The 24,594-nt window shown below is 56.4% G+C and carries 29 protein-coding genes and 1 pseudogene; 11 read left to right on the top strand and 19 right to left on the bottom strand.

Annotated elements, in window-relative coordinates; all coding sequences use genetic code 11:
• Positions 1 to 276 precede the first annotated feature (276 nt).
• On the top strand, positions 277 to 531 hold the full coding sequence (locus tag GDN47_RS30505; protein WP_113352359.1) for a type II toxin-antitoxin system Phd/YefM family antitoxin: 255 nt from the start codon (positions 277 to 279) through the stop codon (positions 529 to 531).
• On the top strand, positions 528 to 950 hold the full coding sequence (locus tag GDN47_RS30510; RefSeq protein ID WP_113352360.1) for a type II toxin-antitoxin system VapC family toxin: 423 nt from the start codon (positions 528 to 530) through the stop codon (positions 948 to 950). Before GDN47_RS30505 ends, GDN47_RS30510 begins: the two co-directional genes overlap by 4 nt.
• Before the next feature lie 393 nt (positions 951 to 1,343).
• On the opposite strand, the gene GDN47_RS30515 is transcribed toward GDN47_RS30510, so the two are convergent.
• Together GDN47_RS30515 and GDN47_RS32180 are read right to left on the bottom strand one after the other, a co-directional pair.
• On the bottom strand, positions 1,344 to 1,727 hold the full coding sequence (locus GDN47_RS30515) for a hypothetical protein (RefSeq protein WP_113401381.1): 384 nt from the start codon (positions 1,725 to 1,727) through the stop codon (positions 1,344 to 1,346).
• The gene (locus GDN47_RS32180) at positions 1,711 to 2,181 is read right to left on the bottom strand and encodes a hypothetical protein (RefSeq protein WP_162750767.1); all 471 of its coding nucleotides are present in this window, start codon (positions 2,179 to 2,181) and stop codon (positions 1,711 to 1,713) included. Before GDN47_RS32180 ends, GDN47_RS30515 begins: the two co-directional genes overlap by 17 nt.
• 104 nt (positions 2,182 to 2,285) lie before the next feature.
• Between GDN47_RS32180 and GDN47_RS30525 the strand changes: the two genes are divergently transcribed.
• The 3 genes from GDN47_RS30525 to GDN47_RS30535 all read left to right on the top strand — a co-directional run bounded on the left by GDN47_RS30525 (position 2,286) and on the right by GDN47_RS30535 (position 6,427).
• Positions 2,286 to 4,118 (top strand): bifunctional diguanylate cyclase/phosphodiesterase, encoded by a 1,833-nt coding sequence (locus tag GDN47_RS30525; RefSeq protein ID WP_152094901.1) that lies wholly within the window; start codon positions 2,286 to 2,288, stop codon positions 4,116 to 4,118.
• 68 nt (positions 4,119 to 4,186) lie between these two features.
• Entirely contained in the window at positions 4,187 to 5,143 is a 957-nt protein-coding gene (locus GDN47_RS30530) for an HD-GYP domain-containing protein (protein WP_113355660.1), read from the top strand.
• Between the two features lie 507 nt (positions 5,144 to 5,650).
• Positions 5,651 to 6,427 (top strand): SDR family oxidoreductase, encoded by a 777-nt coding sequence (locus GDN47_RS30535; protein ID WP_113395190.1) that lies wholly within the window; start codon positions 5,651 to 5,653, stop codon positions 6,425 to 6,427.
• A gap of 341 nt (positions 6,428 to 6,768) precedes the next feature.
• Here the strand turns inward: GDN47_RS30535 and GDN47_RS32855 are convergent, their stop codons facing one another.
• Positions 6,769 to 7,083: a hypothetical protein gene (locus tag GDN47_RS32855; protein WP_443096542.1), complete on the bottom strand. Its 315-nt coding sequence runs from the start codon at positions 7,081 to 7,083 to the stop codon at positions 6,769 to 6,771.
• A gap of 440 nt (positions 7,084 to 7,523) precedes the next feature.
• Here GDN47_RS32855 and GDN47_RS30540 point away from each other — a divergent pair, with 440 nt between their 5' ends.
• Both GDN47_RS30540 and GDN47_RS30545 read left to right on the top strand, forming a co-directional pair.
• Complete coding sequence (locus GDN47_RS30540) at positions 7,524 to 7,790, top strand: type II toxin-antitoxin system ParD family antitoxin (protein ID WP_113421323.1); 267 nt, start codon at positions 7,524 to 7,526, stop codon at positions 7,788 to 7,790.
• Between the two features lie 12 nt (positions 7,791 to 7,802).
• Positions 7,803 to 8,108: a type II toxin-antitoxin system RelE/ParE family toxin gene (locus GDN47_RS30545; protein WP_152094902.1), complete on the top strand. Its 306-nt coding sequence runs from the start codon at positions 7,803 to 7,805 to the stop codon at positions 8,106 to 8,108.
• Between the two features lie 345 nt (positions 8,109 to 8,453).
• Here the strand turns inward: GDN47_RS30545 and pqqE are convergent, their stop codons facing one another.
• The 13 genes and pseudogenes from pqqE to GDN47_RS30610 form a co-directional block, all read right to left on the bottom strand.
• The gene (gene pqqE / locus GDN47_RS30550; protein WP_152094903.1) at positions 8,454 to 9,602 is read right to left on the bottom strand and encodes a pyrroloquinoline quinone biosynthesis protein PqqE; all 1,149 of its coding nucleotides are present in this window, start codon (positions 9,600 to 9,602) and stop codon (positions 8,454 to 8,456) included.
• Positions 9,599 to 9,895, bottom strand: a complete 297-nt coding sequence (gene pqqD, locus GDN47_RS30555; RefSeq protein ID WP_113355819.1) for a pyrroloquinoline quinone biosynthesis peptide chaperone PqqD — start codon at positions 9,893 to 9,895, stop codon at positions 9,599 to 9,601. Before pqqD ends, pqqE begins: the two co-directional genes overlap by 4 nt.
• Positions 9,892 to 10,677 carry a pyrroloquinoline-quinone synthase PqqC gene (gene pqqC / locus GDN47_RS30560; RefSeq protein WP_152094904.1) on the bottom strand — a complete coding sequence of 262 codons (786 nt, stop codon included), beginning with the start codon at positions 10,675 to 10,677 and terminating at the stop codon, positions 9,892 to 9,894. Before pqqC ends, pqqD begins: the two co-directional genes overlap by 4 nt.
• Positions 10,661 to 11,566, bottom strand: a complete 906-nt coding sequence (gene pqqB / locus GDN47_RS30565) for a pyrroloquinoline quinone biosynthesis protein PqqB (protein ID WP_173002606.1) — start codon at positions 11,564 to 11,566, stop codon at positions 10,661 to 10,663. The genes pqqC and pqqB overlap by 17 nt, the downstream gene beginning before the upstream one ends.
• Before the next feature lie 32 nt (positions 11,567 to 11,598).
• Positions 11,599 to 11,694: a pyrroloquinoline quinone precursor peptide PqqA gene (pqqA, locus tag GDN47_RS30570; protein ID WP_069614208.1), complete on the bottom strand. Its 96-nt coding sequence runs from the start codon at positions 11,692 to 11,694 to the stop codon at positions 11,599 to 11,601.
• Positions 11,695 to 12,405: 711 nt separating this feature from the next.
• Entirely contained in the window at positions 12,406 to 12,702 is a 297-nt protein-coding gene (locus tag GDN47_RS30580) for a type II toxin-antitoxin system RelE/ParE family toxin (protein ID WP_113355816.1), read from the bottom strand.
• Positions 12,703 to 12,707: 5 nt separating this feature from the next.
• On the bottom strand, positions 12,708 to 12,965 hold the full coding sequence (locus GDN47_RS30585; protein WP_113355815.1) for a type II toxin-antitoxin system ParD family antitoxin: 258 nt from the start codon (positions 12,963 to 12,965) through the stop codon (positions 12,708 to 12,710).
• A gap of 779 nt (positions 12,966 to 13,744) precedes the next feature.
• Positions 13,745 to 14,104, bottom strand: a complete 360-nt coding sequence (locus GDN47_RS30590) for an SPW repeat domain-containing protein (protein ID WP_113355813.1) — start codon at positions 14,102 to 14,104, stop codon at positions 13,745 to 13,747.
• 157 nt (positions 14,105 to 14,261) lie between these two features.
• Complete coding sequence (gene adhP, locus GDN47_RS30595; protein WP_233788803.1) at positions 14,262 to 15,335, bottom strand: alcohol dehydrogenase AdhP; 1,074 nt, start codon at positions 15,333 to 15,335, stop codon at positions 14,262 to 14,264.
• A 96-nt stretch (positions 15,336 to 15,431) separates the two neighbouring features.
• Positions 15,432 to 15,947, bottom strand: coding sequence for a GNAT family N-acetyltransferase (locus tag GDN47_RS30600; protein ID WP_069614833.1), 516 nt, complete (start codon positions 15,945 to 15,947; stop codon positions 15,432 to 15,434).
• A 323-nt stretch (positions 15,948 to 16,270) separates the two neighbouring features.
• Positions 16,271 to 16,468 (bottom strand): annotated as a pseudogene (locus tag GDN47_RS30605) (phosphoketolase family protein); the annotation flags it as partial.
• A gap of 6 nt (positions 16,469 to 16,474) precedes the next feature.
• Positions 16,475 to 16,615 carry a hypothetical protein gene (locus GDN47_RS32185; RefSeq protein WP_156090759.1) on the bottom strand — a complete coding sequence of 47 codons (141 nt, stop codon included), beginning with the start codon at positions 16,613 to 16,615 and terminating at the stop codon, positions 16,475 to 16,477.
• Between the two features lie 66 nt (positions 16,616 to 16,681).
• On the bottom strand, positions 16,682 to 17,866 hold the full coding sequence (locus GDN47_RS30610) for an acetate/propionate family kinase (protein ID WP_113355811.1): 1,185 nt from the start codon (positions 17,864 to 17,866) through the stop codon (positions 16,682 to 16,684).
• Between the two features lie 274 nt (positions 17,867 to 18,140).
• Between GDN47_RS30610 and GDN47_RS30615 the strand changes: the two genes are divergently transcribed.
• Together GDN47_RS30615 and GDN47_RS30620 are read left to right on the top strand one after the other, a co-directional pair.
• Positions 18,141 to 18,974 (top strand): universal stress protein, encoded by an 834-nt coding sequence (locus tag GDN47_RS30615; protein WP_113391330.1) that lies wholly within the window; start codon positions 18,141 to 18,143, stop codon positions 18,972 to 18,974.
• 66 nt (positions 18,975 to 19,040) lie between these two features.
• Positions 19,041 to 19,481 carry a hypothetical protein gene (locus tag GDN47_RS30620; protein WP_113355809.1) on the top strand — a complete coding sequence of 147 codons (441 nt, stop codon included), beginning with the start codon at positions 19,041 to 19,043 and terminating at the stop codon, positions 19,479 to 19,481.
• A 25-nt stretch (positions 19,482 to 19,506) separates the two neighbouring features.
• Here GDN47_RS30620 and GDN47_RS30625 read toward each other — a convergent pair whose 3' ends face one another.
• Positions 19,507 to 20,232, bottom strand: a complete 726-nt coding sequence (locus GDN47_RS30625) for a response regulator (RefSeq protein WP_152094906.1) — start codon at positions 20,230 to 20,232, stop codon at positions 19,507 to 19,509.
• A 142-nt stretch (positions 20,233 to 20,374) separates the two neighbouring features.
• Between GDN47_RS30625 and GDN47_RS30630 the strand changes: the two genes are divergently transcribed.
• Positions 20,375 to 21,133 (top strand): Crp/Fnr family transcriptional regulator, encoded by a 759-nt coding sequence (locus tag GDN47_RS30630; RefSeq protein ID WP_113355807.1) that lies wholly within the window; start codon positions 20,375 to 20,377, stop codon positions 21,131 to 21,133.
• Positions 21,134 to 21,154: 21 nt separating this feature from the next.
• Positions 21,155 to 23,074, top strand: a complete 1,920-nt coding sequence (locus GDN47_RS30635; protein WP_113391331.1) for a hybrid sensor histidine kinase/response regulator — start codon at positions 21,155 to 21,157, stop codon at positions 23,072 to 23,074.
• A 9-nt stretch (positions 23,075 to 23,083) separates the two neighbouring features.
• Here GDN47_RS30635 and hemN read toward each other — a convergent pair whose 3' ends face one another.
• Positions 23,084 to 24,430, bottom strand: coding sequence for an oxygen-independent coproporphyrinogen III oxidase (gene hemN / locus GDN47_RS30640; RefSeq protein ID WP_113355805.1), 1,347 nt, complete (start codon positions 24,428 to 24,430; stop codon positions 23,084 to 23,086).
• A 79-nt stretch (positions 24,431 to 24,509) separates the two neighbouring features.
• Positions 24,510 to 24,594, bottom strand: an 85-nt coding sequence (gene cydX / locus GDN47_RS32660) for a cytochrome bd-I oxidase subunit CydX (RefSeq protein ID WP_152094907.1), incomplete at its 5' end; no start/stop codon positions are given.

A 24,594-nucleotide genomic window follows, 5' to 3' on the forward strand; every position in this document is an offset into this window, starting at 1 on the left:
AGCCAAACAATATCATGTTCGCCTATCCTCTACTTAGAGGCGTTGCCGTTGTTCGTCCCCCCAGGTCGCTTCTTATTTCATGTCCACTCCTGCAAACTCTCATCCCTGAAACTGATAGAAAGGCTAAAGCGTTACACACGTGGCGTAGCCGATCCGTGCCACATCAGGAACTTACCCTTCTGGGCCAAATCTCTTCAAGACTTCAGCCGACGGTACTATTGCTTAAAAATCAGTGACGCTCTATATGTAGGTACTTACCTACGTGGAGGTTCGCCTATGAGCATGACGAGTTTGTCCAGCAGAGAAGTCAATCATGACGTCAGCAAAGCTAAAAAAGCTGCTCAGAACGGTCCTGTGATAATCACAGATCGCGGCAAGCCATCGCACGTCCTAATGACCTACAGTGAATTCGAACGTTTGTCAGGGAAACGCAGGAACCTCGTTGACGCGCTCGCTATGCCCGGCCTTTCGACTATTGAGGTGGATACGCCTAGAGCCAAAATCGCGGCACGCGAGGTCGATCTGTCTTGAAGTACTTGCTCGATACGAACGTCGTTTCCGAACTGCGCAAGGTTGGGGATGGCAAAGGAGATGCAAATGTCACGCAATGGGTTGCCTCGCAGGATGCCAGTGAACTCTTTATCTCCGCTATCACGGTGCTGGAGATCGAACGCGGTATCTTGAGCGTTCAGCGCCGCGATGCGTCACAAGGCGCCCGATTGCGAGAATGGATGGATAGCCGCGTTCGCCCGGAATTTGTGGATCGCATTCTGCCCATAGATGATGCCGTCGCCACGCGCTGTGCTCATCTTCATATTCCCGACCGCCGCAACGAGGCTGATGCCTTGATCGCTTCAACGGCGCTAGTCCATGGCTTGACTGTCGTCACGCGGAATATCAAAGATTTCGATGGAACTGGTGTGATCATCGTTGATCCGTGGCAGGGCTGAACTTCCAGGTACAACCGAGGAAGATATAGCTCAGGTGCAGCAACGGGTGCACCGAGAACCTTATCACGTGCTTGGCTTTTGGTTGAAGCAGATCGACGGTTCGATTCTATTCAAGAGCGTCGTTCTTGATGGTTCGAGTGTCTGGCCATTGCCGACCAAAACGACAGCCTTGATCAGGGCGACGGTCCGATTTCGGAGCAGCAGTGCCCTTTAATTTCCAGTAAAGCATCCAGAATTTGATTGAAGATGTAAGAGACTGTCTGCCGTATTTGCTCCGCGTAATAATCATGAAGTTGGCGAAAGACCTTCCGCGAATGGATCGGGCCACGTGGGCTCATCGAGAACATCAATCAGCTATTTGCGTACTTAGCTTGTTGAATTCTTCACGCGCCCTCAAAATTCACCATTCAGTATCACGTACCCGTCGCCGATTCTGTCAACGTGGGCGCGCCCACGAAATTCGGCAAAATTATCCAATAGGATGATTTCTCGTCCAGCTGGAACTACGATCAGGTCTCCTTTCTCCATCAGCTGCGTTTGGGAGGATCCATCACCATAGTCGTCGAGCGCTTCCTGCGTTTTGAAGAAAAGAGCGCCTCCCTTTTTCAAAGTTCCTTTTGAGAACGGTGGGGCGATCCCGTCACGAAAGCCCTGTATCACCTTATAATCTCCGGAAGTTGGGGCGGGCGATCGGACGTCGCCCGCATAGGCTTTCATATTCCCGGCCAGGGCTCCCAAAAGAGACCCGGCAACAAATACCCTACGGTTCGTTTTCACTTTCAACTCCCGTTGCAGTCGCCGCGTCAAGCGTGATGTTGATGAAACCCACCTGACGACGAATTTGTGACAAGCATTTGTTGGGACGCAAGAGCTGACGCAGAAAGGGACGGCGATGTTTCCATGCTCGAACCGGTATTGAACGTTGACTTTGCCTGCGCGAGGCGACTTGCGGAGGCCGTGGTTGTTCCGCCGGAAGGTGCTTGGATCGCGTTGAGAACCGGCTGGTCTCTTGATTGCCGATATCGCCGTTGGGCGTTTCGATGCTCTGGCCGGCCGTCTCTTGCGTGGTGTCGATGATCGGGATGGGCTCGCAGAGGAGATGGACGCCATAGTCGCGGCAGACGGCAGAGCCTTGCGTTTTAGCTCCGTCGAACAAGCAAAGCTGTAAAGCGGTTGAGCGGGGACATCGACTAACCCACCAATCCCATCGGACATCACGCAAGTTGTTCATCTCGCGTCCTGCACGCCGCCAGATTGATCAATATTTAACCGATACGGTAACTTGATCTGAAATCGCGACTGTTAAAGAGGGCTTCCCTTTCGAGACGCCCTCTCATGATCCTAGAATTGCAGAATGCCATTCTTGAAATGATTGCCAAAGGCGAACCGCTGGCGACCACGCTTTCAGCACTATGCTCAAAGGTTGAAGCAGCGGTTCCCGGTATTGCGGCCACCGTCTTAAAGTCTGATGGCGTCCGTCTATCGACGCTGGCGGCGCCGTCACTTCCAGCGTCGTATTCAGCCGCTGTGGACGATCTTAAAGTGGGGCCTCACTCGGGTTCTTGCGGGTCCGCCGCCTTCCATGGATGGCCCGTTGTTGTCACCGACATAGAAACCGACTTTAGGTGGACCGATTACGCGGCAGTCGCTCTCCCGCTTGGCCTGAAGGCTTGCTGGTCAAGTCCCATCAAGAGCGGGGACCGGGTGGTCGGCACGTTCGCATTCTACTACCGCGAGAGCTGCGGACCAAGTGAGCTTGAGCAGACGATCGTGGATGCGTGTGTGCATCTCTGCTCGATCGCAATCGAGCGTGAAGAACGGGTGGCGGAGCGTCAGCGTCTGACATACACGGACGGCCTCACTGGGCTTCGGAATCGGGCTGCTTTCGATCTCGCTCTTCGAACCCTGGCGCCGCCTGTAAATCACGGCTGCGGCATTATCATCGCCGATGTCGACAACCTGAAGATGGTAAACGATACGTTTGGTCACGCGGCTGGCGATGCTCTGATCCGCGTTGTTGCGGAGCGCATCGCGGCAGCCGCGGGCAGGGAAAGGAGCTATCGGCTCGGTGGTGATGAATTTGCAGTCATCGTTGTCGGCGAAGGCGAGCTCGATCTGCAGAGCGAGGCGGCTCAGATCCTGAGGGAAATCGAGCTTCCAACAGATTGCGGGGGTCACGTCATCTTTCCTGCGGCGACACTCGGGGGCGCCTTGGCTACCAACGATATCAATCCCGAGCAAGTCCGGCAAAATGCGGATATTGCGCTCTACCATGCCAAGGAGCATGCCCGTGGACAATTCGTCGAGTACCATTCGGGTCTCGGGACAGCGTTGACGCGCCGCTTCAGGGCGATAAGAGACGTCAGCCTTGCACTATCCGACAACCGCATCGAGGCCTACTACCAGCCGATCGTGCGACTTGATACACGCGAGGCTGTGGGCCTTGAGGCGTTATGCCGGATGAAGACCCATTCCGGCGACATCGTCGCAGCAGCTCATTTTCATGAGGCGACCAAAGACGCTCACGTTGCTTCAACACTGACGGAACGAATGTTGAGCAAAGTTGCTAAGGACATGCGGACATGGCTCGACGGTGGGCTTCCTCTGCGGCATGTCGGCGTCAACCTGTCGGCTGCAGACTTCCGCAAGGGTGGACTGCGTGACAAAATCTGCCGAGTGTTCGAAGATGCTAACGTTCCCCTTGAGCACCTAATCCTCGAGGTGACGGAGTCCGTTTACCTAGGACAGCGAGACCACGTTGTGGCGGATGAGATCAAAGCGCTGCGCTTAGAGGGCCTGAAAGTCGCGCTCGACGACTTCGGGACCGGCTATGCGTCCTTGACCCATCTTCTGACGGTGCCGGTCGACATCATCAAAATAGACAAATCCTTCATCGACCAAACGAGGCTTGGTGACGCCGGGATGGTGATCGTCGAGGGCGTGCTTTCGATCGCAGATAAGCTTGGTATCCGCGTGGTGGCGGAAGGTATCGAGGACGAAGAACAAGCCTGCCGTCTCGAAGCCTTCGGGTGCAAGCTTGGTCAAGGCTACCTTTTCGCCAGAGCGATGGACGCCATGAAAGCAGGACAGTTCTTGAGCGCGCATGGCCAACGGCTCGTGCCCAGCGGCTCCTTCTCGGAGCCACTCAAGGTGCTCCAGCTAAGATAGCTCCTTCATCACTTTCATACGCGTGGTTTTCATCAGTCGATAATGCAAGACTTTCAGGAAGATCATAAATGCTCAAACGCATCCCATTGAACCAGCTCCGGGTCGGCATGTTCATCAACGACATGGAATTCGCGACCGAGGTCGGTGCTGCGCGCTTCAAGCCTTTTCTGGTCTCAAGAGGCGATGAGGTGAGAAGGCTTGCTAATGAACATGTCAGAAGCGTCGTCATCGATATCACGAAGGGCGCAGATGTCGCTGGCATGCCGCAACGCAACGGACCGGAGAGCTTCGAGGCGCAGCTGCTGAACGCATTCTCAAAGAGCGAGATCAGCCGCGCAAGACAGTCGATCCATGATGTCGCACCGCATCTTCGCCACGTGCTGGAGGATGCTCGCGTGAACGGTTGTTTCGCCGACGAGGCTGCCAGCACTGCCGTGGAGCGCATCATGTTGGAGACGCTCGACAACACCGGCGCGCTCATTGCTGTCGCCAAGCTCAAGCAAAAGGACGAGATCACGTTTCTTCACTCGCTCGCCGTCAGCGCTTTAATGATCGCATTCGGGCGGGGTCTCGGCCACAGGCAAGAAGATGTCCGTGTTCTCGGTCTAGGCGGCCTCGTCCACGATCTTGGAAAGATGGCCATTCCCGATCACATTCTGAACAAGCCAGGCAAACTGACCGGCGAGGAGATGGATCTTGTGCGCGCCCATCCGCAAAAGGGCTACGAGATGGTGGCGAAAGCAGGGTCGGCGCCGGCCGAGGTCCTTGATATCTGCCGTTTCCATCATGAGCGGTATGATGGCGGAGGTTATCCCGATCGCTTATCGGGCAGGAAGATCCCGTACGTCGCACGCGTTGCTGCCATTTGCGACGTATACGAGGCGCTGACAACCATCCGCCCTTACAAGCCGGCATTCTCACAGGCTGAAGCCATCAATACGATGATGAACTCTTCCGGGCATTTCGATCAGAATCTCCTGTCAGCGTTCGTCTCGAAGATGGTCATAAGCGGCACGCTACACTAGCTTTGTTATCTGGCACGGAAAGACGGGCCGGCCCACTCCCCGTTTCACGCCTCCAGTTGAGCCTTAAGCGTGCTGATCAGGCACTCCTCGATAGCACCGCGTGTTACCGGCAGTGTGGTAACATCATTACCCTTCCATGATCGTACAACTTTGCCCTTGGCAAGGAACACGGCTCGACTGCATAAGCGAGGTATGATTTCCACGTCGTGAGTGGAGATGAGACTGCACGTCTTCCGCTTGCGGCCAGCTCCATCAACAGGGACTTCATCTCCCAAGCGGCCGGTAGATCCAGGCCTTTCGGGGGCTCATCAAGGTCAGCAACGGCGGCGAGCCGAGCAGGGTTGCGGCGATTGAGATCTTCCCGCGCGTGCCCAGTGAACATTCTACGTCGACGGCGCTCAGTCAACATGGTTTTAAACAACGTCCCGCACCGTACAGAACCTCCGTTTGATGGAACTTCAAGCCGATCCACAAGTTCCACTGCTACTCAACAGCTCGGAGTTCGCCATGAAGCCAGCCGTCGCCCTTGTCACTGGAGCGGGATCCGGAATCGGAAAAGCGGCGGCGTTAGGTCTGGCCAGAGAGGGATACAAAATCGGTGCGCTCGGGCGTACGCCCGGAGAGATCTCCACCACGGTGGAGGAAATCTTGGCGAACGGAGGACAAGCTATCTCCCTGCTGGCGGACATATCGGATGAGGGGCAGGTGGATGCAGCTGTGGATCAGCTCGTTAAGCAGTATGGCCGCCTCGATGTTGTAGTCGCCAATGCCGGCATCAATGGCGTATGGGCGCCCATCGACGATCTGAAGCTTTCGGAATGGAACGACACGATTTCGGTCAACCTGACTGGCACCTTCCTAACGATCCGCGCGACCGTGCCCGAGCTGAAGCGATCGGGCGGAGGATCCATCATCGTTGTATCGTCCATCAACGGAACGAGAACGTTCACGACACCGGGCGCGACAGCCTATACGGCCACGAAAGCAGGGCAGGTCGCGATGGTGCAGCAGCTCGCTCTCGAACTTGCCCGTCTCCACATTCGTGTCAACGCCGTGTGTCCAGGTGAAATCGAGACGAACATCGAAGCTAACACCAAGGCCCGAAGGGAAGACGAAACGTCGATACCTGTCGTCTGGCCCGAGGGGCAGGTACCCATTACCGGAGGGCGTCCGGGTCGCAGTGAAGACGTCGCCGACCTCATCATCTTTCTCGCATCCGATAAGTCTCGGCATATCACTGGCTCGCCTATCTGGGTCGATGGCGGCCAAGGTCTGCTCCGATAGTATCAGATATCCGCCGCGTCGGTTCAGGCCCTGCGAACCGTGACGAGATCTCCGCTCTGGGTGTTGCGAAGCCGGCGCACACCGCTCAACCGTTTTCCAGGACGACAACCGTGGCCGAGTTTCCAGCGGTACCTCAATGAGGCTCAGAACTATGCTTTGAGGGCGCTCCTTATCAAGGTGATTACGTTTCGCACATCGTTTGGTTGATCGCGGGTCGGTGAACACGTCGATCTCATCCCTGGCCGGCGCGAAATCAGTCCTCATACTCGCAGAGGGCAAATGCTCCCTGTTGAGCGCGCAACCCGAAACGACGTCGGGAGTGGCCTAGAGACAACGTTTCGTCAGGTTGGCAATGAATCCAGGATCGGATCAGGCTTGAAAATCTCCGGTCCAAAACGGAGGCGGCCGTCAAACGGCCGGATGTCTCGTAAATCCAGGCTGTCGAGCGCGAACGATACGTGGGGTGTGTAGTCTCGGTAAAACCACGTCATCCCCGCCCGGCGAAACTCAGGGTGACGGCGTGAAAGCTTGACGGAACCAAAGGCCAGCACGACGATGCCTCCAAAGTTCAGTATAGCTCTTCGTTGGCTCGCGCGGACCGTCAAATCGCTCGCGGCGGGAACCAACTGCCGCCAGAAGCAAGTCCACCATCCCACCGCTCTGGAAATTTAAGTTGACGATGCCTTTCGAACACGCCAGAAGCGAAGCCGTTTACACAACTCAGTTCGACAGAAATCGAGTTTCGGAATTTGGCGGGATTTCGGAGGCTGCGGATGGCGAACTTGTATTGGGCGAAGGCTCAATCGATATCGCCTTCAGGCACTTCGGGTCGGGTTGCCTCTGTTCAACAACGGCCTCAGCGAATGCCAGGCTTCTCGGCAATACTGGAGCGACGCCATATGATGCCGTCTGCGCGTTGTATCGCATCAAGTAGCAAGTGAAGACTACCTTCCTGAACCCATTGATCCGTTTGAACTATGCGGGGTAGTTCCGCATCAATTTCATTTCTGAGCCCAAGGGCGGGGCGACTATCAATAGATAACAATAGTTGATAATTCGCGCTCGTAGCTCATATTCAGAACAGGAGGTAATCGTCATGGCAAGTTTCGCACTCAATGAACACCACGAGCGCTTCATCAAAAGGCAGCTTGAATCCGGTCGCTATAACAACGCAAGTGAAGTTGTTCGCGCGGCCCTGAGATTGCTTGAAGATCAGGAAGACGCCCGCGAACGCTGGCTGACTCAGGAAATCCCGAGCCGTTATGCAGATCTGAAGCGCGACCCGTCCGCTGGCGTGACTCTGGATGAGGCTTTTGACCAGTTGGAAGCTGAGCATCGGGCTCAACTGGCGAAAACCAAGTAGGTATGAAATAAAATTGTCCTGCATAAGCAGGCGCAGGCTGAGTTGCGTGACTTGTACCGGGATCTCGCCAGCGTCGAAAGGGCTGGACCCACGGTGGCGTGGAGCTATGTCAACGGCATCCGGCAGTTTATCGAGGAGCTTGCGACGTTTCCCAAACGCGGCACGGTGAGAGACAACCTCATCCCCGGTCTTCGGATCATTGGTTATCGTAGGAGCGTGAGTATCGCCTGTGTTGTAGAGGAGGCCGAGGTGCTGGTGTTAGGGATCTTCTATGCCGGACGGGACATCACGGCTGAGATCCTCCAGGAACGCCTATAGGTGATTTGTCCCACTCCTCGGGCGAAAGGAGAGTGGAGGTGAGGGGCAAAGGACTTCCCTCACTCTGGTACTGGGTGGTCGAGTTGGCAGAGCCGCAAGAAATCTTAGCAGCACCAGCCGTGAGCACGTAACGGCAAATTCTGCCGGCAGAGCCTTGTTTACGATCTCGCGATTGGAAGAGCAGCAATGATGCAGGTCGGCGAAATATCGCACGCTTCGACCGCCGATTTGAGGACGTTAAACAGGGGTGGCGACAGCAGGTTCGGCGGTCCCTCTTTCCAAAGCGCCGAGAGAATTGATTTTAGGTTGCTTTGACAAGCCTAAGATTCTCAGAGGTGTGCGAGTTTATGAGTTTGAACGCCGGCAGGAAGTCTTCCGTCCGCGGTAGAGGTACGGTTGCAAGTCCATTTCCCCCGACGCGGCTACCCTTTCGTCGACGATCCAGCGTAGCGTTGAAAGGACACAGACGGGATCGGTAGCGTTGGCATCGCCTGCCAATGCCATAGCTTGACAGCGGCAGCCCCCGAAATCGATATGCTTGCGGTCACAACTCCGGCACGGCTCTTCCATCCATTCATCGCCGCGATAGGTGTTAAAGGCGCTGCCATCATACCAGATCTCAGCAAGAGGTTTTTCGCGAACATTCTCAAAGCTCAGGCCAGGAATCGTCTCTGCAGCGTGGCAGGGCAGGACAAGACCTGCGGGCGTAACATTGAGGCCAATTCTGCCCCATCCGCCCATGCAAGCTTTTGGATATCGCGCATGATAATCGGCAGGCACGTAATCGATCACCAAAATGCCTTCGAGTTTTTCGCGCGCCCTTTCGACAACCGCTTTTGCCTTGGAGGCCTGGTTTGCACTTGGCATTAGCGCCTGCCGGTTAAGCTCGGCCCATCCATGGAACTGAACAGTCGCGACCTCAAGTCGTCGTGCCCCGAGTTCGACAGCCAGCGAAATCATGCTTTCAAGTTCGTCCATATTCTGTCGGTGGCAAACTGCATTGACGGTCAAGGGCAGGCCCGTAGAGCGCACCCATTCCGCGACCTCGATCTTCCGCGCATAACCACCTTTATAACCGCCGACTAGATCGGCTTTCTCGGGTGTCGCGCCCTGGATCGACAGTTGGATATGATCAAGGCCTGCAGCGCTGAGCGCCTCCACTCTTTCGCGCGTCAAGCCGACGCCTGACGTGATAAGGTTGGTGTAAAGCCCGAACGAGGTCGCGGCAGCCGCAAGTTCAACGAGATCGCGACGTGATGCTGGCTCTCCACCGGACAAATGCAGATGAAGAACGCCAATATTAGCTGCTTGACGGAATGTCTCAATCCACTCGTCGGTCGATAGCTCATCGTTCGGTTTCGTCAGCTCCAGCGGATTGGAACAATAAGGGCAGGCGAGCGGACAGCGATGCGTCAACTCCGCCAACATCGCCATCGGAGGCGGTGCTCGCCTCGCCTCCGGCAAAGGAAATCGCTGACGCGTATTCGCATTCATTCGACTGCCTCCAGCATCCGCCGGTTGGCAAATTCCCGGACGAACGAGAGGATGTCGCCAAGCACCTGCTCCTTCGGAGCCTCGAACTGTTGTGCAAAATCGGAGGCGATGTCGTCGAGTGTTTTATGCCCGTCAAGAGCCTGGACGATCGCTAACGCGATCTCATCCAACGCAATTGCGCGTTCCGGAGCCAGAAGAACCATCTGATTTCGGACGTTATCTTCCCGTAGTCGCACGCCACGGGAGAGCTTGACGATGGAGAAGGGACCGATAAGCGGCGCGTCGCCTGTCATGATGCAGCTCCCAAGGCTGCCGTCCGGTCGGAGACAGTTCCCGGCGCCACGGCTTCAAATCCATCCCAGGCGCCCGGGGGGATCCGCGCCGGCGCTACATAAGCGGAATAAAGGGCGTCCAACTGTGACCATAGGACATCTGTCTTGAAGGTGAGCGCCGCCGCCGCTGCATTCTGCTTCTCTGTCGTGTCCGCATTGTCCAGCACATAGGAAAGGCCGAAAGCAACCTCCTGCGGCGCCTCGTTCAGTCGCTGGCGGAAATAGGAGAGTGCGGCATCGTTCGCGAAGCCATAATGTTTAAGCAGGCCGGCAATACGATCCGCATGGATCGCCGGCGCAAACATCTCCGTTAGCGATGAGGCGACGGCCTCAAGCATCGGCTTTTCACGAACGAAGGAAACATAGGCATCGACCGCAAACCGCGTTGCGGCGAGAACGCCCTTGGTGGAGGCCACGTAGTCGGGATCAAGGCCAACCGCCTCCGCGAGTTTGAGCCAGCGGCGGATCCCGCCGCCTTCTTCGATGCCGCCATCATGATCCTCAATGCGTCGTCGCCAGATGCGACGCAGCTCCGGATCTTCGACACGAGACATGAACGCTGCGTCCTTCATCGGTATCCGGCTTTGGTAATAATAGCGATTGATCACCCAGGCCCGCACCTGGGTCATGGTACATTCACCGCCGTGCAGCATTCGGTGAAACGGATGCTTGTCGTGGTAGCGCTCCGCGCCGATTGCCTTCAGGCGGCGTTCGAATTCGGCTTTGTCAGGGGTCGAGGGCAAGCGTCACCTCCATGCCATCCCGGGCTATCTCAAAGCCATGTTCCAGAACGAAGTCTCGTTCCGGGCTATGTCGCCAGATCGGATTGGTGTTATTGATATGAACGTAAATCTTGCGGGGGATGTTCAGTCGGGAAAGAACTTCCAGACTGCCTTCCGCGCCGCTGATCGGGATGTGACCCATGCGCCGTCCGGTCTTATGACCGGTTCCCGTTACGATCATCTCATCGTCGCTGAAAACCGTGCCGTCGAAGAATACCAGCGACGCACCATCAAGGCGCTCAGCAAGCGCATTGGTGATCTGGGCACAGCCGGGAATGTAGTAGGCTCTCGCATCTCCTACGACGATTTCAACACCGATGGTCAGGTCGTTTTCGATCCCGATCTGCAAATCGCCTGTCTCCATGAAAAGCGGAACCTTGCCCGGTACGGCAAACAGCGTCGCCGACATGCCGGCAAGCGGCTGGAAGGGGTGGTCCAGATTTGCTGCGCTTATGGCAACAAAAGCCGGATTCAGCGCACGGAAGATAGGATTGTCGCCTAAGATGTTTGCCACGGAGGGACTGGTGAACAGCTTGAAACTCTGGCTTTCCCTCAGCACCAGAAGACCGGCGATATGGTCGATGTCCCCGTTAGTGATGATGACGCTTTCGATCGGCGTATCTCGCAAACTCTTCGGGGAGAGTGGACGGTTATCGATAAGTTGCTGGCGGATGTCGGGAGAGGCATTCATGATCGTCCAGTTCTCTCCATCCAGCGTGGCAGCGAGGGACGATTGGGTCTGCGGACTCAGCGCCGCGCTGGGGTCTCGCGCCATATTGCAGTTAAGGCAGCCGCAATTCCATTGCGGCAACCCACCACCGGCTGCCGCGCCAAGCACGAGAAAACGCAACTTGTCAGCCTCGTGCCGCACGTGTTGCGGGCTCAGAACAGAATGGGTTCGCCGCCGTCCGCCGGAGCGTAACGATTGATTTCCATGCCACAGCTGACTTCAATAAACTTCGGTGCATGCCATTTCATGATCATCTCCTTGTTTGCGTTGCTTTGTTTCTGCGAGCCACCGCTCGCCGGAGCTCGGGGACCCTTTGAGGATATTCGCCACACGCATATATGACGCTCTAACCCTACCCTTGAGGTGGTCCCTTAATGAAGAACGTCAAGGGGACGTCCTTGCGCAAGAAATCGTTACTGCCGATCGTCTGATACCGCGAAGGGCTGGCCATCGGCGTGCCTGGTGACGCGGCTTTGCATGTTCGATTTGACCTTGCCCCCATATGTGGAGCGGCCCGCGTGGCAAGAGCTTTTTCAGTCGATTTACATTGGAACGGTGCGGTCATATGTCCGGCCTTTACGCGCAGCACATGGCCGCTGGCCTTGATGAGATCCGCGAAACGAGGAGCTAAATCAAGTTTACGCGCTTGTGCGCATTGGGGGCAGTAGCTTCACTCGCGTCGGGATTAGCCGCAGCAGTTCCAGCATGGATGGACGGGTTCGAGGTGGAGCGGGAACGCTATCGCCAGGAGTTGGACGATTGCCGGCGCCGTCTCGTATCCTATCAGTCCCGGCGGGGCGGTGTATTCGGCTTCATTGATGAACACGCGAAGAAGCGCAAAGCATTGCGTGAGGTCGAGGGGGGGGCGCTCGCCACCTTAGCGCGGGAGGATGCCGGGACGTATAAAATCGCCGCATAGTCCAGCGGTTTGGAGAGAGATTGTCCAAGGCCGACCGGACTTAATCACCCAACAGGATGGCGCCATAGTCGGTAGCGCCATGCAACACATGGATGATGACCACCTTCGCGTTTTCGACGCGGTAAAAGATCAGATAATTGCCATGAACGCGGCGGCGGATACCATGGTGTTCGTAGCGGGGCACAAGCGCGAAGCCGTTCGGATTATCGGCGAGATCTTCACACTTGCTCCGCAGCTCTCGAACGAATGAAAGGGCGCGCCAGGGATTGTCCCGTGCGATATAGTCGGCGATCTGCTCAAGATCGCTTTCCGCCTCGTTGGAAAACTCAAGGATCATACCGATTATTCGGCCTGGTCAGCCATCGCGCGGTATTTTGCCTCAAGTCGCTCGAACACATCGTTCGCTGGCCTCGTTCGCTCCGCGTCGGCATCGGCAATGCCGCGCATGACGGAAGCATCCAACGCGGCAAGTCGGGTCTCGCGGTCTTGGACCAGTCGCACACCTTCCCGCAGGACTTCGCTTTTCGAGCCATAGCGACCTGTGTCAACGAGCTGCTGGATATAGCTTTCGAGCTGCTTTCCCAGATCGGCACTAATCATGCTGTACTCCATCGAATGTGATGAAAGAAGATATAGGCCGTTTATCAACTATTATCAATCCTCTTCCCTCTCACCCTCCTTCCGAATGTGTGAGGTGAGATTGGAAAGTGGCAAGGAAGAGAAAAAGATGACGCTGCACGGCAACATTGTCCTCCTTCCGGAGCATCTTCATTCGAGATCGATACGCGCGCCATTGTGTTCTCCCATTTCCATGATAAAGGACATTATCAGGGATTTCGAGGACTTGGCGAGTGGCCAAAGTGATTGCGCGTTCGAATCTCATCACATCAACGGCTCCGATTTTGCTGACCGTGGGTCGTGATCTGTAAAAGTGGTGTTGCAGCAAGGGGTGGAACGATTGCTTTCGCCCTCATCGGCCGTTGAGACGCCGCTTCGTACTTTCCCGACCGCGGAAGCATCGTTATCCGCCTTTCACGTTGTCGCACGACGTGGCGGTGTCTTTATAACGTCAGGCGCAATCCCACAGAACGCAATATTGTTGTTCGCGTTTGTAATAGTCTTCGTCAGCTCTTCCACCGTCATGACGCCCGCCCTCCCTGAGATCTAGTGCGTCATGGAGCTCCCCGGTAGAACCTCGAATTGCCAGAATTTGTCCGGGGTAAAGTAAACTTTCATTGGCGCGCACGGTTTGCATCGTCACATTCTCATAGTCATTTCGATTGCTGCGTAGAAAGTCGATGTAGCGGGCAACTTGCCCTTCGCTAGGGCCAATCGCTCCGCGGTCATCCTGTCACGCGCTGCAGGATCGCGAATGCTCACTACTTGCGTCCTATCCTTGGAGTTCTTGACGCGAAGGCCAGTCCACTCACGATGATCAGCAGCATCGCCGCACAAACGAAACTTGAGGTGAAGAAGATCAGCCCACTGAAGCCAAGAAACCACGGTGCCGCGAGCAGGGCTAGGCCTAGCCAAAATTTCAACCAGTCGATCCAGGCTTCAGGATTGAAAATCCCGAGGATGGAGACGTTCACAATCGTCAGACCGACGGTTGTTCCGGTTGCATATACCATCGTCGATGCGGTAGCCACCGAAAGAAGATCAGGCGCCAACCACGGCGTCAGGAAGATAAACGTTCCAAGAAGAAGGCCGAACCAGTTTTGCCAGCGTGGTTCCTGCATGGAAAATCCTCCATGGTGACGGATTATTCTTGTATTTTTCAACCATAACATCAGTGACATGCATCAATGCCTCCGCGGTTTTTTGCCGCTTCGATTCGATGTCGGAGGCCGATGAAACTGGACGATGCGAGATGCTGAGGTGTCTCATGCGCCAAGCTCAGACTTGAAGTGCTTTCCTTGCGGATAGCTCTTCAGCGGTGTCCATAGCCATGTCGAGGACGACCCGCCCGCCTATGCGGCCCTGCTTCAAATCGGACAGCACCTTATTTATGTCCTTCAGCGGCGCGCGTTGAATAGCTGCCTTGACCTTGTGATCCGCGGCGAAAGCGATCGCCTCATCGAGATCGCGACGCGTTCCCACGATCGATCCACGGATGGTGATGCGTTTCAGGACGACGTCGAAGATCGGTGTCGCAAACTGGCCCGGCGGAAGACCAACCAGGCTCATCGTTCCCCTCTTGCGGACCAGCGATAAGGCCTGTGAGAAGGCCGATGGTGATACCGCCGTTACAAGAACGCCGTGAGCGCCGCCTTGAGTTACTTTCATTACCTCTGATACCGTATCCGGGACTGCGGCGTTGATGGCGAAGTCAGCTCCGGCCATGCGCGCGAGGTTCAGTTTCGATGGCGCGATATCGAGGGCGATCACCTTTAATCCCATTGCCTTGGCGTATTGGATGGCGATATGCCCGAGCCCTCCGACACCTGAGATCACAACCCACTCGCCGGGACGGGCCTCGGTCTCCTTGAGGCCCTTATACGTCGTCACGCCGGCGCAAAGAATGGGCGCGATATCGGCGAAATCAACATGCTCAGGCAGGCGGGCCGCGAAGCCGGCATCGGCGATGACATAGTCGGCAAAGCCGCCGTCGCAGCTATAGCCGGTATTGTGCTGATGGTCGCACAGGGTTTCCCATCCCGTCTCGCAATATTCGCATTTCAGACAGGCGTCATGCAGCCAGGCAATCCCAACGCGATCCCCCTCCTTGAGATTGGTAACGCCGGCGCCGACAGCCGCGACTATGCCTGCTACCTCGTGTCCCGGCGTAAATGGAAGCGAGGGGCGGACGGGCCAATCGCCCTCGGCTGCATGCAGATCGGTATGGCAGACACCGCAGGCCTTGACCCTCACCAGGATCTTTCCTGGTTCGGGCCGTGGGACCGGCCTATATTCGATCGACAAGGGCTTACCAAATTCCGTGACAATGGCAGCCCGCATCATCTTGTCCATTTGGACCTCCTGTTGATATCGGCACTCGTGTGGTGATTAAGGCGGCCTGTGCCCGGGGGGCAGACGGTGATCCGAGGCATCATCGCCACGGCCTCCCTAGGCGACCAATGACTTCGATAGCAGCACAAGCCTTGGATCATCGGGATAGGGTTTGACCCTGAAACCCATGTTCTGTTCGATCTCAACAGCGTCATAATTGTTTCTGTCTTCGATGGATTCGATCGTTTGCAGACCCCGGTTCTTGGCTTCCCGTACCATCAGGCTCAGAAGCTCCCAGCCGAGACCATGACCCTTGAGATCGCTCCGTACGGAAATGGCGACTTCGGCTCGCTTCTTGTCCCGGTCGCAGGCGAGCACCGCCGTTGCGATCGGTGTTGCGGTATCCCTGGCGAAAGCAATATAGCTTTCCACGGCGCTATGATCGACGCCGATCAATTCCGCGATCTGCTTGCGGGAAACATGCTTGATCGCCGAGAAAAAACGGAAACGAAGATCTTGCGGACTGACGTGATCGAAAAGTTCGGTGAGGAGTCCTTCGTCGCCATTTGTGGCCGGTCTGACCGAGACCCGCAAACCATCACGCGTCACTATATTCCACTGCTGTTCCGGCATGACCGCTTCTCCATTCGTGCGATATTTCACTTGCTTAGACTGGTTGGTAATTGACCTTGATCTTAGATCTGCGAAGGAAGTCCGCATTGACGGGGATCAAATCCGCAAAGGTTCTGACAAGAATAATGAGGGAACACCTTCAGGCGCCTCGCAGCATTTATCCACACGATAGCTGGAAAACAGGACCAATCGCCGCGTTGAACCGTGAGAGATCTGATAGGCCAATCGTCAGCCGGTCGGCCCGTTGCGCTTTGGGATGCCAGTTCGCCCACCGACTCCCTGGCGACGCGGCAACGCTTCACAATCCTGGATGCCTATTCCTACCGTAGGGCCAGGTAGGGATAGCCATGATAGGCGAAGATCACGGGCCGATCCCGCGTAAACAGCCTGTCGAAGACGTCATCGGCCAATCCATGCGGATGCTGTTCCTTCGACTGCAACGCTAATAGATCGACGACGTTGACCACGCGAGTTGAGAGTTCCAGAATATTCTCGTGGAAAAGATCGACGGCGGCGGGCGTCCGCCTTCAACGGTTCGCGTAGCGGATTGTCGAGGAGATAGATTGCCCGACCGAAAGATCATTGGCAGCGCGCCGATAGCGGTCGATGAGACGGAGCTCATTGGTGTCGAGCGAATGCGCAAGAATGGCACTTGGCTGGTTTTCCATATCACTACTCCAATTCGAAATGGTCAAATGCGGACTTCGATTGAAGCGGTGAGCCATTGATCTCGATCATTTGCTTGTCAGGAGCGACAAGGCCTCGTCGCCGATGATCTGTTCCTCGTCGGTCGGAATGACGAAGGTTCTAATCTTGCTCGAAAAGGTGCTGATGATTGGGCCGTTGGCGATGTTTTTATCAAGGTCGCGATCCACTCCCAGCCATCGTAGGCGGTCACAGACTGCGGCTCGGATCTCTGGCTGATGTTCCCCGATCCCGGCGGTGAAAATGAGACCATCGAGGCCGCCGAGAGTTGCCGTCATGCGACCGATTTCCCCGGCTATCCGCAAGGTAAAAAGGTCTATCGCCTCGCGTGCCTCCCCACGCGTGTCTTTCAGGAGATCGCGGGTATCGCCGCTGATCCCCGATATGCCGAGCAAGCCAGACCGATAATAGAGCATCTCTTCAAGGTTTCGAAGCGTCCTGCCACTCGTTCCGAGAAGGTACAGCAGCGCACCTGGGTCGAGGGTACCGCAGCGTGTCGCCATCGGAACACCGTCGAGCGTTGAAAATCCCATGCTGCAATCACGACTTTCCCCATTGTCGAGAGCACATAGGCTGGCACCGTTACCGAGATGGGCAACGATGACCTTGCCAGCAGCAATCTCGGGAGCGCGACTGCGCAATTCGCCGATGATGAATTTGTAGGAGAGCCCATGAAAGCCGTAGCGCTTAATGCCACGATCGTGCAAAGCCCTTGGTAGGGCAAATCGGCGAACCAGGTCGCTTTGGGTTGCGTGAAAAGCCGTGTCGAAGGAAGCGGTTTGCTTGAGCGCCGGTCGCAAATGTTTTACCGCGCGGATCACGCGAAGCGCCTGCGGCTGATGTAACGGCGCGAGCGCCACCAACTTGTCCAATTCGCCGATGGTGGTCTCGTCGAGGATGACGGGGCCCGCGAATCGATCGCCCCCATGAACCACGCGATGGCCCGCAAAGTGAACAGCCGACATGTCAAAATGGGCAGCCAGCGCCTCGAATACTTCCGCGACGACATCCCGCAGATCCTCTCCTCCCTCCGCGTATAGCTGAATATCAAAGGAAGCGGGTCCTTCGCTCAGATGAAAGGTGAGGGGTCTTCTGCCGAAATCCACCAGTCCTTTGCCAATGCGACACGCGCCGTGGACGTCGCACTGAAACAGACCGATCTTCAATGTCGAAGAGCCCATGTTGAATGTGAGAAGCAGGGTCGTGTCCGCCATGACTTTTCAATCTGTTCAAAGTCCGCTCTTTTCAAGAGCTTGCTGAAAGTAGTTGGGCACGGTGGACTCTCTATCAGAGATGTCCGCTGCGCATATCGCCCAGCGATTATCGTTTCTTTTGACACAAGTTGGCGGAGGTGGCTTTGACCCATGTCAAGCCGACGAATGCCCGCGATTTCTGATGGTTCCCTCATCTTGACGAAGATCAAGGCGGACTTCCTTTTGTTGCTTAAGCTCGCCTCCATCGACCAACGTCCAAACAGGAGGTGCGACCATGCAAGCCAAGACTATCCTGAGCGTCATCGGTGTTGATCAAAACGACGATGACCTGCATTCCGCAATCGAATTGTGCCGGGCATCCAAGGCCCACCTGTCGGTGCTGGTGACGGCACTTGCTGCTCCGCCGATTGGCGGACATGGCGAAGTGACGTCCACGGTATGGCTCGAGGAGCGTGAGCGCCAGACGGAAAACCTTCGTCGGAAGGTCGCTGCCGCCAATGCCATTCTCAAGGCCGATGATGTTTCGTTCGACGTGACCAGCCTCTTTACGGAATACGGATGGGCGGAGAATGAAATCGGACAACGGGCGCGCTATGTCGACCTGACGCTGATCGGCGGCGGCTTTCTGGCCCAGGACGATATGCGGCAGGAAATTCTGAACGGAGCCCTGTTTCGGTCGCCGGCGCCGATCCTTCTTGTGCCCAAAGGGCATGCCGCTTCTCTTCGGCCGAAAACGGTCTTGGTTGCCTGGGACTCCCGCAACGAAGCAAGCACGGCCGTGCGGGCCACGATGGAGCAGCTGATCGCGGCCGATAGCGTGTGTGTCGCCATGGTCGATCCATCCGCGACGATCGGCAGCAACGGCGAAGAGCCTGGAGCCGATGTTGCGACCTTTCTCGCAAGACATGGCATCCGAGTCTCGGTGGATGTCTTGCCCAGCGCTGGTCGCGCTGTTGCGGACGTTCTACGTCAGCATGCGATCGACATCGGCGCCGAGCTGATTGTCATGGGTGCTTACGGGCATTCGCGGGTGCGTGAGTGGATCTTCGGAGGGACGACGCGCTCCATGCTGGAGCACACGCCTGTTCCATTGATGATGACACGCTGATGCCAATTGGCTCATGACCCAGCCGACAAGCGGGGTCGATTGCTTTATTCTTGGAAAGGAAGAAGAATGGCTGGCACTTATGTTATCGCGGCGCTGCGGCCGGATCAGATCGTGCAAGCCTATCCACTTGTCCAGGCAGCAGTTCCAAACCTTGGTATGGTTGCATGGCGCCGGATGGCATCCGACGCCAATCGTCACGACGAAATCCTCGCCGCGGTCAACCCTCGAGGTTACATACAGGGTCTAAGCATCTATAGGCTCTGCCATCATCCCGCCGTCGGGCGGCTGCTCGACGTCACTTTTCTGATTGTCGCGAGCGCAGCTGATGAACGTGGCATTGCGCAAACCCTGTTTGCCAGCATTCGATCGCGGGCCAGGGAACTCAAGTGCAACCAAATTAGATTCTGGAATCAAAATCCGGGCAATTGGGAGCAGATGCACAACGAGGAGCGAGTCTATCGATTGGATCACGGGCTTATGATGGTCTGCAACGAAAACGACCGATGAGGATTCGTTCGCAGCAAAGCCGCCTTTATCTCTTCGTGGTGAAGACGTAGCCCACCCCGCGTACCGATTTGATCAACTGTGGATGCGTGGGGTCGGCCTCGATCTTCTTGCGCAGTCGCGCGATTTGGGCATCGATCGTTCGATCATAGACTTCCAGATTACGGCCGCGCGTCAATTCCATCAGGAACTCGCGACTGAGGACACGTCCGGCGTGGCGTGCGAATACAACCAGCATGTCGAATTCGCCGGTGGTCAATTCGATTTCCTTTTTGTCCGGTGATAGAAGCTGCCGTTTGCCGATATCGAGCTGCCAGCCTTCAAAACCAATTATGTCCGTTCGCTCGTTTTCTCGAGCTTTCGTCATAGGCTGGCGGCGGCGAAGAATAGACTTCAGTCGAGCATGCACTTCCCGGAGATGAAAGGGCTTGGCGATATAGTCGTCGGCGCCGACTTCAATCCCGACGATTCTGTCGACCACATCGTCGCGACCGGTCAGCATGATGATCGGAATGTCCGACTGTGCGCGGATTTCGCGGGCAAGGTCCAATCCGTCCTCACCGCCGGGCAGGACCCAATCCAATAAAATGATATCAAAATTCGCTTGCTGCAGAGACGCCCGCATCTCAAGGCCGTTCGATGCTGCGCTAACAACATACCCTTCGTCCTCGAAGTAGCGTGTCAGCATCTGACGGATTCTGGGGTCGTCATCCACGACCAGAAGATGTTCACGCCGTTGCTGATCGATGGCCATTGCAAGGTTTCCAGTAAAGACGGGCTGCGACCTGTGACAATCCGTTACAAAATTGCACGATCTCTAACACGCGTGGCATTCGGCTGTCACTCGGAAGGCATCAATCTACCCGGCATCGGAACAACATTTGAGAGGGATTGTCATGTTGTCGGCAAATAGCGCTGAGCGGGCCCAGAGTTACAATGAGGTTGTTGTTGCCTTCGATGCCGAACCGGTCTGTCTTCAATCATTATTCTCGAAGCAACCACTGGAGCAATTGGATGCCGGCGCAACGTTGTTCTTCGAAGGCGACCAGGCAAAACATCTCTTTGAGCTGGTGGAGGGGGTTTTACGCATTTTCAAGATCATGGCAGATGGCAGGCGCGTCATAACAGGCTTCCTCTATCCTGGCGATCTTGTCGGCGTTTCGCTCAGAAATCACTATCTCTATAGCGCCGAAGCCGTGACCCCTGTCAGATTGCGCCGTTTCTCCCGGAGAGCCTTCGAGGATACGGTCGGCAGTTCGCCGGAACTGAGGCCGCAGCTTCTTGCCCGTCTTTGCGACGAAATGGCGGCGGCCCAGGATCAGATGGTGTTGCTCTCCTGCAAGAATGCCGAAGAGCGGCTTTGCAGCTTCTTGCTGCGGCAGCTACAGCGGAAACGAGAACAGGATCGCTCGTGCGGTGTCGTTGATCTTCCGATGACTCGTCTCGATATCGCCGACTATCTGGGCCTCACGATCGAAACGGTTTCCCGAACCATGACGAGGTTGACAAACAAGGGTATCGTCAGCCCTGTGGGTCGCCATTCCATCCGCGTTTTAAAAGCCAGGATGCTTGCACATCTGGCGGGAGAGGGTGATGAATGCGACGATCGCTATTCGCCCGTCATTTCCTTGGATAATGCCCGGCGGCGCCATTAACCGAATGCAGATGGAAATTCGATGAACGATCGGTCGTCAGGACAGCAAGCCCCAGAAACCAGGTTGGACGAAATCGCCCAGATCCTCGATAGCGCGAATATTGTCGTGCACACCTTCGACGGAATCATCCGGAGGTGGACGTCGGGATGCGAGCGGCTCTACGGCTGGACCCAACAGGAGGCCATTGGCCAGGTGGTTCATGAGTTGCTGTCGACTATTTTCCCGGAGCCTCTCGAGGAAATCCGCGGCAAGGTCGCCCGGCAGATTGCCTGGCAGGGGGAGCTTGTGCATCTGCACAAGGATGGCAGGCCCATCGTCGTGACGAGCCGTTGGGTCGCGGCATCCTCTGACGATCCAGACGAACACGTCATTGTCCAAACCAATAATGACATCAGTCACTTAAAACAGATTCAGGCGGATTTGGCCGAGCGTGAGGCTCATTTGCGGTCAATTCTCGCGACCGTCCCCGAATCGATGATTGTGATCGACGAGTTGGGAGCGATCGCGTCCTTCAGCACCGCTGCGGAAAAGCTGTTTGGATATTCGGCAGAGGACGTCCATGGAAAAAACGTTTCGATGCTGATGCCTTCGCCGGACCGCGAGGCCCATGATGGATATCTCTCGCACTATCTGACAACCGGCGAGCGCCGCATCATTGGTTATGGTCGCGTCGTCAGTGGGCAGCGCAAAGACGGCACGGTCTTTCCGATGGAGTTGTCGGTTGGCGAGGCGGTCACCAACGGCAAGCGGATATTTACCGGCTTCATCCGAGATCTTACGAGCCGCCACAAGATCGAAGAGGAACTTCGACAATCACAGAAGATGGAAGCCATAGGCCAACTGACTGGCGGCCTGGCCCATGACTTCAACAATCTGCTGACCGTCATCAGCGGCAACCTGGAAATGATCGAGGCGCGACTGCAGGATACGAAGTTGCTGTCGCTGGTTGCCGAGGCACAGGCAGCGGCCGAGGACGGAGCCAAGCTGACCGCTCAACTCCTTGCCTTTGGCCGTCGCCAGCCCCTCAATCCCAAGCTTATGGACGTCGGTAGGTTCGTATCCGGCTTTTCCGATCTCTTGCGCCGCACGTTGGGCGAGGCGATCGAATTGCGAACCGTCATTACCGGTGCCGCGAACGAAGCGCTCGTTGATGGCTCGCAATTGCAAAATGCTCTCCTCAACCTTGCAATCAATGCACGGGACGCGATGCCCCGCGGCGGGCTTTTGTCGATCGAGATTTCCCGCCTGCGGCTGGATGCCGACTACGCCCGCATGTATCCGGAGGTCCGGACCGGTGAATACGTGTTGATCGCGGTGACCGACACCGGTGTTGGCATGTCGAGCGAGACAAAGGAGCGTGCCTTCGAGCCGTTCTTTACGACGAAAGGGATGGGAGCTGGCACCGGGCTTGGCCTCAGCATGGTCTATGGCTTTGCCAAGCAGTCAGGTGGCCTTGTCCAGCTCTATAGCGAGATCGGCCAAGGCACGAGCGTCCGTATCTTCCTGCCTGCCGAAAAGGCACGAACGGAAATGGAGCCAGTTCATGCAGACGACAGGAAGCCTGACATTATTCCAAAAGGCTTCGAGCGTATCCTCGTCGTCGAGGACGATGCTCGTGTTCGTCGCGTCACAGTCTCCCGTCTTCTCGACGCTGGATACAGTGTCATCGAGGCAAGCAATGGAACCGAGGCTCTCGCTCTTTTCCAGGAAAATCATGACATTGCACTGCTGTTTACCGATGTCGTGATGCCCGGCGGCATGGCTGGGGATGAGCTCGCACATAAAATCCGGGCCATGCGCCCTGAAATCAAGGTGCTGTTCACATCAGGATATGCGGAGCCCACGATCGCCGGGCGCGAATTGGCGGAGGCTGGCAGTTGGTTGAAAAAACCCTACACCGCCCGCCAGCTCGCCGTCCGTCTGCGCGAGCTCCTTGATTGACTGTCTGCCTCAAACGGCGGCGCTGTGGCGCGCCATGTCACGTGTCAGGTAGCGATCGAAGCGGGAGGCGATCGTGCGAACGAAAGGTTTTCCTTCCGGCTTCACCGAGAATGTATCTCCGTCGAAGGAAACAATAGCGCCTTCCAAAGCGGCAATTGCCGCCGCCTCGACGAGCAGGGAGCCGATCTCGGCTCCGAAAGCTCGCTTCAGATCGGAAATGGAGAAGGAGAAATTGCACATGAGGCTCTCGATCAACCTGCCGATGATGCGATCGGTAGGCGAAAGTGCGAAGCCGCGCATGGTAGGAAGCTCGCCGGCTTTGACCTTGCGGATATAGTCCGCTGCAGAAACTGAGTTCTGGACATAGCCTTGTGGCAGCCTACCGATCGAAGATGCTCCGAATCCGATCAGCGTCTCGGCATCGTCCGTCGTATATCCCTGGAAATTGCGTCTCATCCTTCCATCGCTGGCCGCGGCGGCAAGATTGTCGTCCTGGTCGGCGAAATGATCGAGACCGAGTGCGATATAGCCGGCTTCCGCCAATTGAGCAGCACCACCGCTTGCCATGTCGAACCGTTCGGCCGGACCGGGAAGGGTATCTTGATCGATAAGGCTTTGGTGTTTTTTCACCCAGGGAACATGCGCATAGCCGAAAAGCGCAATACGATTTGGCCGCATCGACACCGCAAGATCGATCGTCCGTCGCAGCGTCTCCGTCGTCTGCAGCGGCAGACCGTAGAGAATGTCGAGATTGATCGAGCCGATGCCGGCGTTGCGCAAGGCTCCCACGACGGCTTGTGTCTGCTCGAAACTTTGTGGCCGATTGATTGCCCTTTGAACGTCGGGATCGAAATCCTGGACGCCGAGGCTTGCACGCGTGATTCCAAAGCGGTGCCAAGCTTCGAGATTATCATGGTCCGCGTTGCGTGGATCGATCTCGACGCTGATCTCACAACCCGCATCAAGGTCGAAAGCACCGTCGAGTCTTGCACGAAGATTGTCGATGCCGTCAGGCTCGATCACGGTCGGTGAGCCGCCACCGAAATGAATGGCACTAACCCGTCGCCGACCGGAAAGTGCCGACGCGGTAAGCGCGATCTCAGCCCCAAGCGCGTCGAGATAATCGGCAACAGGATCGTAGCGTCGTACCTGCTTGGTATGACAGCCGCAAAACCAGCAGAGCTGATCGCAAAAGGGCACATGCAAGTAAAGCGAAACGGGTTTATGTGGATCCGTCTCGCCAAGCCATCTGGCATAGCACGCGCCGTCAATACCATTATGAAAATGCGGCGCCGTGGGATAGCTGGTGTAACGCGGCACGGGTTGGGCGTAGCGGGCAAGCGAGCTGGTGAACACGGGAGGGGTCTTTCAATAGATGAGGCAGAGGGATCGGTCGGCGGGCATGGGCCGGGCGACATACCCGGCCGCCCGGGCGCTATCCACGATTGTTCGTCTCGGTATTGTCGTCAGCGAGTTCGTACCACATGGCGTTGAGGACAGCGAATGCTGCGGCGAGAGGG

The organism is Martinezella dioscoreae, from assembly GCF_009176305.1.
Taxonomy (GTDB): Bacteria; Pseudomonadota; Alphaproteobacteria; order Rhizobiales; family Rhizobiaceae; genus Rhizobium; species Rhizobium dioscoreae.